Annotated in this window: 6 protein-coding genes and 1 pseudogene; 5 read left to right on the forward strand and 2 right to left on the reverse strand. The window is 68.8% G+C overall.

All coding sequences use genetic code 11. The annotated features are described in order from the left end of the window. The first annotated feature begins 149 nt into the window (after positions 1 to 149). Positions 150 to 671 carry a hypothetical protein gene (locus ACWCXB_RS08690; protein ID WP_450720594.1) on the forward strand — a complete coding sequence of 174 codons (522 nt, stop codon included), beginning with the start codon at positions 150 to 152 and terminating at the stop codon, positions 669 to 671. Between the two features lie 7 nt (positions 672 to 678). Here ACWCXB_RS08690 and ACWCXB_RS08695 read toward each other — a convergent pair. Next, positions 679 to 840: pseudogene (locus ACWCXB_RS08695) on the reverse strand (transposase); the annotation flags it as partial. 120 nt (positions 841 to 960) lie between these two features. Between ACWCXB_RS08695 and ACWCXB_RS08700 the strand changes: the two are divergent. Next, on the forward strand, positions 961 to 1,449 hold the full coding sequence (locus tag ACWCXB_RS08700) for a hypothetical protein (protein ID WP_450720453.1): 489 nt from the start codon (positions 961 to 963) through the stop codon (positions 1,447 to 1,449). A gap of 40 nt (positions 1,450 to 1,489) precedes the next feature. On the opposite strand, the gene ACWCXB_RS08705 is transcribed toward ACWCXB_RS08700, so the two are convergent. Then, on the reverse strand, positions 1,490 to 2,500 hold the full coding sequence (locus tag ACWCXB_RS08705; protein ID WP_450720455.1) for a multicopper oxidase domain-containing protein: 1,011 nt from the start codon (positions 2,498 to 2,500) through the stop codon (positions 1,490 to 1,492). Between the two features lie 212 nt (positions 2,501 to 2,712). Here ACWCXB_RS08705 and ACWCXB_RS08710 point away from each other — a divergent pair, with 212 nt between their 5' ends. From ACWCXB_RS08710 to ACWCXB_RS08720, 3 genes are all read left to right on the forward strand, one after another. Next, entirely contained in the window at positions 2,713 to 5,202 is a 2,490-nt protein-coding gene (locus tag ACWCXB_RS08710; RefSeq protein WP_450720457.1) for a ThuA domain-containing protein, read from the forward strand. Then, on the forward strand, positions 5,199 to 7,421 hold the full coding sequence (locus ACWCXB_RS08715) for an OmpL47-type beta-barrel domain-containing protein (RefSeq protein ID WP_450720459.1): 2,223 nt from the start codon (positions 5,199 to 5,201) through the stop codon (positions 7,419 to 7,421). Before ACWCXB_RS08710 ends, ACWCXB_RS08715 begins: the two co-directional genes overlap by 4 nt. A gap of 360 nt (positions 7,422 to 7,781) precedes the next feature. Then, positions 7,782 to 9,203: Flp family type IVb pilin (locus tag ACWCXB_RS08720; protein WP_450720461.1), on the forward strand; the 1,422-nt coding region annotated here is incomplete at its 3' end.

Raw genomic sequence — 9,203 nt, forward strand, 5'->3', positions numbered from 1 at the left:
GGGCAGGAAGATCATGACCGCGGCATCCGACGGACCGTGAGCCGTGCGCCGCGGTCACGCGTGTCCTGGGCCGTGTCTGACAATGGCCGCGTTGCTGCACCCTTCCTTCGCTGGACGTGAGGCGGGCCGGGTGTGGGAAGGTCGTCCACGTGATCAACCAGGATGGCGACCGACGCCGCGAACTCGTGATCGTGGACGGATTGAGTCCGGCGCATGTCGTGCTTGTTCATCGTGAGGCGCTTCGGGTGCTGCGCTCTGACATCGGCGCGGCCCACCTCGACGCCTACAGCGACGATACTTGGCCGCCGGCAGTGCAGCAGTCATACGAGCGTGCGTTGTCCCTGGCCTGCGAGGAGGTTGCGGACGGGACTCGCTCCCGGCGCGCCGATCCCGGGATGGGCATCGACATCGACGTTCGCGACGACAGACAGTTCGAGGTGCTGTCGGACCTGGCCCCTTACACGATCAACGCTGAAGGCTGGCGAGGCAACCAGTTGGTCTTCAGCGCCAGTGACACTGGAACCTCTTTGTGGATTGCCGTCACACAGGAACAGGAGGCAGAACTTCTGTCCCGACTGGAGGCGCTAGGGATCCCACGGACAGTGCTCGCTGTCCGGCCACGTGGACGTTGGGACGCTTTCGTAGCACGGGTTCGCGGAGCCACAGGATGAGCGAGGCGTACCGCTCGGGCAGGTCCCGCCACGGCGCACCAGTCCGTAACCGCCACAGCACCCCGTTGACCACCTGCCGATGATCACGCCAGGAACGACCACGCCCGTCCACCTGTGGAAGCAGCGTTCCTACATCGCCGGGGGTCGGCGGCTGTCCAGCCGATTTCAGGAGCCCCCCGAGCGTCGCCCGCCGCCCTCGCCGTCGCCCGCCGTCCTCGTGATCACTCGTCATGGTGGTCCGGCCGGGATCCGCTACCAGGTTCGCCGCCCCCTGCGGCAAGCTGAGCGGATGCGCCTGCGGACCATGCCCCTCGCTCTCCTCGCCCTTCTCACCGCGACCGGTTGTGTCTCCGTGTCGGGCGCGCCGACGTCGCCGCCCGCACCCGGTCTCGCTCCGGCGGGCGACCGCTCGGCCGCGCCGCTCGCGCCGGGGCAGCCGTCGGCGCGCGGGGAACTGGCGGAGACAGCACCCGAGAAACCGAAGGAGCGGAGCAAGGCCGGGAAGGGCCAGGTCCCGGCCCCGGCCACGTCGGACCGGGCGCATACGGACGGCGACCGGTCCGCACCCGTACCGCCCCGCCGCGCCGTACACCCGGAGCCTCCCGGCCGTCGCACCCCGTCCAAGGTCCGGGTCCCGCGGGCGGACCGGCCCGGCATCGGCGTACGTCCGTCGTCACGTCCGCGCCCCGACTACGACATGGGGAAGCTCTGTGCCGACTCCGAGGGGGTCGCGGATCCCTCGCTGACCGCCTTGTGCCGGGACACCTACGGCCGCTGACCCGCTCCTGGCCTGTCCCTGCGCGCCACGCCGCCCGGCCTCAGTGCTCGTGCGCGCCCGACGCGGAGGACGACGCGTCCGACCCCGCCGACGGATGGTGCGGCTCGTAGCCCGGGATCGTCCCGTCCGGTTTCGCGACCAGGAACAGACCGGCCATCCCCATGTCCGAGTGGCTCTGCACATGGCAGTGGTACATCCAGGCCCCCGCGCCCACATGCTCACCCGCGATGATCTGGAAGCCGAAGGAGTCGGCCGGGCCCGTGATCTTGTTGTCGATGACACGTGACGGGTCGTCCGGGCCCGTGAGCAGGCCGGTCCTGTTGTCCGCCCAGCGGTGACCGTGAATGTGGAACGTGTGGTAGTACTCGCCGTGCGTGATCATGACGATCTCGACGCGGTCGCCCACCGTGGCCCGGAACTCGGGGCTCTGATGGGCCGGTTGGTTGTTGATCGTCATGTCGTTGAAGACGATCGTGAACTGCTTGTCCGGGAGGATGTCGCCCTTCCGCCGCACCACCACCGGGCCGTACAGTCCCTTGCGGATCCCGCCCGTCCCGTGGTCGGTGCCGACCACATGGTCGTGGTAGTGCCAGTAGCCCGCGCTCCCCGGCCGCCAGGTGCCGTCCTTCCTCCTCCCGGGGGTGTGGGTGCGCCAGGTGTACGTGCGCGTGCCGCCCGGCTCTACATGGCTGCGGTTCAGCTTGGTGCCGTCGCTCGCGATGTCGTAGTCGACGCCGTGGACATGGAGGCTGGCCGGGACGTCCATCGTGTTCTCGAACTCGATGTGCAGAGTGTCGCCTTCGATCAGCTCGATCATCGGTCCGGGCACGGTCGCCTTGCCCTTCTCGAGTCCGTAGCCCATCCGACCGTCCGCCAGTTTCTCGGCGTACAGCTTGAGATGGCGTACGGCACCGCCGGCCGGGGCAGTCTTCGGGGCGTCGCCCTCGGCAGAGGTCGCGGTGGGGGCGGCGGCGAGTGACAACGATGTCGCGCCGGCCGCCGCGGCTGCGCCTCCGGCCAGCAGGCGTCGGTTGAAGCTCCGTCTGTCCATGTGAACTCCCCAGTACCGAAAGGCTATTGAGGTCATTGAGCTCATTGGGCCGGGTGGAAATCAGGCCGGGCGGCACACGGTAGCCGGGTGATCTTCGTTTATCCACACCCAGGACAAAGTTCGTCGAGTTGCGGTCATACCTATTGGCGTCTCACCAAAAGGGGTCTAGCTTCAACGGCTGTTGCTGTGACCAATGAGGGGTGGGTGAACTCATGCACCACGCACCACATCACCGGTCGAGATCCCGGCGCGCAACGGCCGCCGCCCTGCTGGCGGGGACGCTGGGCGCGTCCCTGCTCAATGGGAACGCGGCCGTGGCAAGACCCGATCCGGGAGAGCCGACGGCCGCGCAGACAACGTTGTCCGTGCCGTCACCACCAGGCGGAGCGAACGTCCGTGTCCTGGTCTTCCACGCCTCGGCCACCGAGGAGTCGCCGACCGTCGACGCCGGGATCGCGGCGATCGAGCAGATCGGCCTCTCGGGTCCCGCCGCGGGCCGCTTCCGTACCGAAGCCACCGACGACGCCTCCGTGTTCACCAACGCCAGGAAGCTCGGGAGGTACAACGCCGTGGTCTTTCTGACCGGCGGCGGCGATGTGCTCGACCCGGAGCAGGAGGCCGGCCTGGAGGCGTACATGGAGGCGGGCGGCGGCTTCGTCGGCATCCATGACGCGGCACGCACCGAGCCGTACTCGGACTGGTTCACCGGCCTGGTCGGTGCCCGTCCCACCACCTCGCCGGCCACCGTCCAGCGCGCGGTCGTCGAGGTCGGTGATCGTCAGCACCCGGCCACCAGGAGCCTTCCGCTGAACTGGAAGCGCCCCGACAAGTGGCTCAACTGGGCGGTGAGCCCCTCGGGTTCCGTGCACACGGTGGCGCGGGTCAAGGAGAGCTCGTACCAGCCGGGACCGGGCGCGGGCGGCTGGGACCACCCCGTCTCCTGGTGCCGTGACTACGACGGCGGCCGCTCCTTCTACACCGGGATGGGCGGCACGGTCGACTCGTTCGCCGAGACCGACTTCCGCGATCATCTGCGCGGCGCCCTGGCATGGACCACGCGGACGTCCCGTGCCGACTGCAAGGCCACCATCGCCGCCAACTACACCGCGGAGCGCGTCACCCAGCCCAACCAGCCCGGGCAGAACGACCAGATCGGCGAGCCGCACGGTCTGGTCGCGGCTCCCGACGGGCGTGTCCTCTACATCGGCCGCGGCGGCGCCGACTCGTCCAAGCCGGTCGTGACCGACTGGAACAACCCCGACATCGGCAAGGGTCGGGGCGAGATCCACGTCTACGACCCGAAGACGAAGAAGGTGACGCTCGCGGGCGCGCTGACGGTCTTCGGCAACAAGGGCGGCGGCGACGAGCTCACCAAGGTCGAGGAGGGGCTCCTCGGCATCGAGCTCGACCCGGACTTCATGACCAACGGCTGGGTGTATCTGCACTACACGCCACACTCGAAGATCAACCGTGACACCCACATGGCGGAGCGGTACGTCTCCCGCTTCACGCTCGACCTCGCCACCGACAAGCTGGACCTGGCGAGCGAGAAGGTGCTGCTGAAGTGGCCCGTGCAGATCCACAGCTGCTGCCACGCGGGCGGCGGGATGACCTTCGATTCCAAGGGCAATCTGTACATCGCGACCGGTGACAACAACTCCTCCGGCTTCAGCGGTGGTTACTCGGGCAACAACCCGGAGCCGAACTTCAAGGGCGTCTCGTTCGCGGATGCGCGTCGCACGGCCGGCAACACGAACAACCTCAACGGCAAGATCCTCCGAATCCACCCGGAGGACGACGGCACGTACACCCTCCCCGAGGGCAACCTCTTCACCGGCGAGGAGCCCGACGAGGGCGGCGGCAGGACCCGCGGCGAGATCTATGTGATGGGGGTGCGCAACCCGGCCCGGATCTTCGTCGACAGGACCACCGACATCCTGTACGCGGGCTGGGTCGGCCCGGACGCGGGTTCGCCGTCCACCACCTGGGGCCCGGCCAAGTACGACACGTTCGCCGCCATCACCAAGGCCGGCAACCACGGCTGGCCGTACTGCATGGGCAACAACCAGCCCTACCGGGACCGCAATCTGCCGGACCCGAGCAAGCCGCTGGGCTGGTACGACTGCGCCAAGCCGAAGAACGAGTCCCCGAACAACGACGGCCTGGTGAATCTGCCGCCCGTCACCCCGAACACCATCTGGTACTCGCCGCAGGGCGGCGGGCCCGACTACCCGCGCGACGCCGCCGGCATCCCCAGCTACAAGGTGGAGGAGCAGAAGCTGCTGCTGCCGTGGCTCAAGGGCGGCGGCCAGGCGACGATGAACGGACCGGTGTACCACTCGGGCGGCGCGGCGAGCGATCCCGCCGTGGCCTGGCCGTCGTACTGGGACGGGAAGTGGTTCGTCGGCGACTTCTACGACGGCGACCAGCCGCGCCATGCGGTGCTGACCGACCCGAAGACCGTCGGCAAGGGCGGGCTGCCGGTGCACGCCGAGTCCCTGAAGAAGATCATCCCGGGCGGGGCGAACGGCATACGCAACCTCATGGACTGGAAGTTCGCGCCGGACGGTTCGCTGTACGTCCTGGACTACGGGCGCGGCTTCTTCACCTCGGACTCCAAGTCCGCGCTGTGGCGTGTGACCTACAAGGGCGGCGAGGCCACACCGGCCGCCGATCAGCTCGCGAGGAAGGCGGCGCAATGAGACACCGACCGGGACACCGGCCGCTGCGTCTGTGGGCGGCGTTGCTCGCGGCGCTCGCCATGGTCGTGGGACTGACGTCGACGGCCGCGTACGGACGGGCCGACGACCGGGAGGCCGCGGCGGCACCCGCGGCTCAGGTCCTCAGCTGGACGGCGGGCGATCCGATCGACCGCTATCTGTCCTTCCCCACCACCGCGGTGGCGGGCCCGACGACGATCGTCTTCGAGAACAGCGCGGCGACCGGCAACACCACCGGGATGCCGCACACGCTGACCTTCGATGTCTCCGACCCCGAGTACAACAACGACGTCCCGCTGAACATCCTGGCCAACCCCAGTGACGACCAGGGCGGAAAGCACACGGCGGAGGTCACGCTCACGCCCGGCCGCTACCGCTTCTCCTGCACGATGCCCGGGCACGGGCAGATGCAGGGCATCCTCACCGTGACCGAGGGCGGGAGCGAGGACACGACGGCGCCGGAGACGTCGGCGAAGGTCGAGGGCGAGCGGAACGCGGATGGCGCCTACATCGGGCATGCCACGGTGACCGTGTCGGCGACGGACGCCGGCTCAGGCGTCGACAAGGTCGAGTACGCCGTCGGCGCGGACGGCCCCTGGCAGCCGTACACCACGCCGGTGATGGTCCACGAGGTCGGCACCCACAAGATCCGCTACCGCGCGACCGACAAGGCGGGCAACACGGCGGCCGAGAAGGCCGTCGACTTCACGGTCGTCGCCCCGCCGACCGACGACACGACCCCGCCGGAGACGTCGGCGACCGTGAGCGGCGAGAAGGACGACCAGGGCCGGTATCTGGGAATGGCGACGGTCACCGTCACCGCGTCGGACACCGGATCAGGCGTCAACACCATCGAGTACGCGCTCGGGGCCGACGGCGCCTGGCAGGCGTACACCGCGCCGGTGATGGTCCACGAGGTGGGCACCCACAAGGTCCGCTACCGGGCCACCGACAAGGCGGGCAACACGGCGGCCGAGAAGGCCGTCGACTTCACCGTCGTCGCCCCGCCGACGCAGGACAAGACCCCGCCGGATACCTCTGCGGCCGTCACCGGCGACAAGAACTCGGACGGCGCGTTCATCACCAGCGCCACCGTGACGGTCACGGCGACCGACGCGGACTCCGGCGTGGAGAAGACCGAGTACTCGCTCAACGGCGGCCCCTATCTCGCGTACACCACCCCCGTGATCGTCGACCGGGTCGGCTTCCACACCGTCCTCCACCGGGCGACCGACAAGGCCGGCAACACCTCCGAGGCGAAGCAGGTGTCCTTCACCGTCGCGGAGGGCGGCGGCGTCCCTGCGCCCAACTGCCCCGAGCTCGACGAGCGACTGACCGTCATCGTCGGCACGGTCGACACGGGCGTGCCGAACCGGGTCACCCGCTCCCGCTGCACCATCAACGAGCTGATCGAGGACGAGAAGGACTGGACGTCCCATGCGCTCTTCCTCAAGCATGTCGACACGGTGCTGGACCAGCTGCTGGCGCACGGGGTCATCGACCAGCGCGAGCACAAGAGGATCTACCGGGCGGCCAAGCAGTCCGGCATCGGCAAGCCGGGCCAGACCAACGGCTACCGCGATCTGTTCGACGGCACGGCCACGTCGTTCGCCAAATGGCAGCATGTGGGCGGCGGTTCGTTCGGCCTCAACGCCGACGGGTCGATGACGAGCGGCACGACCAAGGGCGGCCTCGGCATGCTGTGGTTCCCGCAGCGGCAGTACGGGGACTTCTCGCTGAAGCTCCAGTGGCGGGACGGCGCCCCGGGCACGGGGAACGCGAACAGCGGTGTCTTCGTCCGCTTCCCGTACGTCCACGACAACCCGGAGGAGCCGCGGCCCGAATGGGTCGCCATCAAGTACGGCCATGAGGTGCAGGTCCTGGACCGGCCCGACGGCGACATGTACAAGACGGGCTCGGTCTACGGCTTCGACCGCGTCGGCCTCGGCGGCGCCGGAGTCACCCCGAAGGGCACCTGGAACGACTACGAGATCCGCGTGGTCGGCCAGCACTACGAGGTCCACCGCAACGGTGTCCTGATCAACGAGTTCGACAACACCGGCGGACAGGAGTTCGTCCCGCCGCGCGCCGACGACCCGGGCACGGACGGCCGCCGGTACGCGCAGGGGTACATCGGCCTCCAGGTGCACGGGACGACGGATGTGATCTCGTACCGCAACATCCGGATCAAGGAGCTGTAGCCCCTGACCGCAACGGCTCCTGGGTCTGCCGCACGCGGCGTTGTCAGTGGCGTGCGGCAGACCTGCGGGCCCGCGCGTGATCCGGGCACGGGGCCGGCGTCCGACAGGTCTTCTGTGCTGAAGGGTCGTGGTCGGGGGAGGCGCGATCTCGGGGAGGACCTTGGGTCCGCGGTAGGCCCTTGGACCCTGTCTCTGGGCCCAGGTCCGGACCTAGCGTGAGTGGTGCTCTCGGGGGACGCACAAACGTGCGGGAACAGTCCGGCGGAACTGATGCCTGGTTTCGATGGGGCTCTTCCTGACGCTCTGTTTGTGTGGGCGCTGGTCAATTCATGCGCAGACGGGAGAGTTCAAGTGAGGAGCTTGTCGGGGCTCGGTCTCCGCACGCATTCCGGCGTCACCTACACCGGTATCCCCACGCCGTACAAGGGCGATCGGCGCACACTGCCGCCCTCGCTCAAGGCCGCGCGTATTCTGCTGCACACGCTGTTCGCGTTCACGGTCGTCGGCGGTCTCGGGGTGATCGGCTCGGCCATCGCCACTCAGTTGATGACTCCCGGACTGTTCGGCCTTGCGCTGTACGCCGCCGCACCGGGTGTCCTGGCCTGGGTGCTCGTGTGGCATATCCCCAGAGGCGGCAGACGTGTCTGGGGCGGACTGGTCGCCGTACAGGTGTGGCTGATCGCCGGCAGCCTGTTCAACCTCGCCGCCGGGTCGTACCTCGGCCTCAGCCAACTGCTGTTACCGGTACTGATCCTGACGTTCCTCACCCAGTCCCAGAGCCGCACGTGGTTCGGGGTGCCGGCGCGGACACAAAACCTGCGTGAGGTGCTCTCTCGGTTATCCCTCTCACGGATGCTCTTCTGGCGACGCGACCGGGGACAGACGGCTGTGGAGTACGTGGGACTCCTCGTGCTCGTCGCGGTGATCATTCTGGCCTTGGTGACCGGCGGGATATCGCGTCGCATCACCGACGGGCTCCATGCCGCGGTCTGCAACATCACCAACTCGTCGTGCGGGACGAACGGCGACGGGACAGATGGCGGTGGAACGGGCGGTGCGACCGATGGAGGCACTAGCGGCACGGGGAGCACCGGCGGCGGAGACAACGGCGGGACCAGTTCGAATGGTTCGACCGGCGGCGACAGCGGGGGCACTGACGGAGGTACGAGTTCGGGCGGTACGAGCTCCGGAGGGACGAATTCCAGTGGAACTGATTCGGGCGGCTCCACTTCCGGCGGTTCAAGCTCCGGCGGTTCAAGCTCCGGTGGCTCGACTGGTGGCGACACTGGCGGGAGCAGTGGCGGCGCCGACGGTGGGTCGAGTTCGGGCGGCTCGAGTTCGGGCGGCTCGAGTTCGGACGGCACGACGGGGGGCAACAGCGGTGGCTCTGACGGAGCTACGAGCTCCGGTGGTGCCTCCGGCGGCAGCAGTGGCGGTTCGTCCGGTGGTTCTTCCGGCGGCAACACTGGCGGTTCGTCCGGCGGCTCCGGCTCTGGTGGATCCAGCTCCGGAGGGTCAACCGGCGGCAACAACGGCGGCTCCTCCGGCGACACGTCAGGCGGCTCCGACTCTGGCGGCTCCAGCTCCGGCGGATCATCGGGCGGCAACACTGGCGGTTCGTCCGGAGGCACATCAGGAGGCTCCGACTCCGGTGGCTCCAGCTCCGGAGGGTCCAGCTCCGGCGGATCAACCGGCGGCAACAACGGCGGCTCCTCCGGCGACACGTCAGGCGGCTCCGACTCTGGCGGCTCCAGCTCCGGCGGATCATCGGGCGGCAACACT

The organism is Streptomyces sp. NPDC001514 (genome assembly GCF_053597075.1).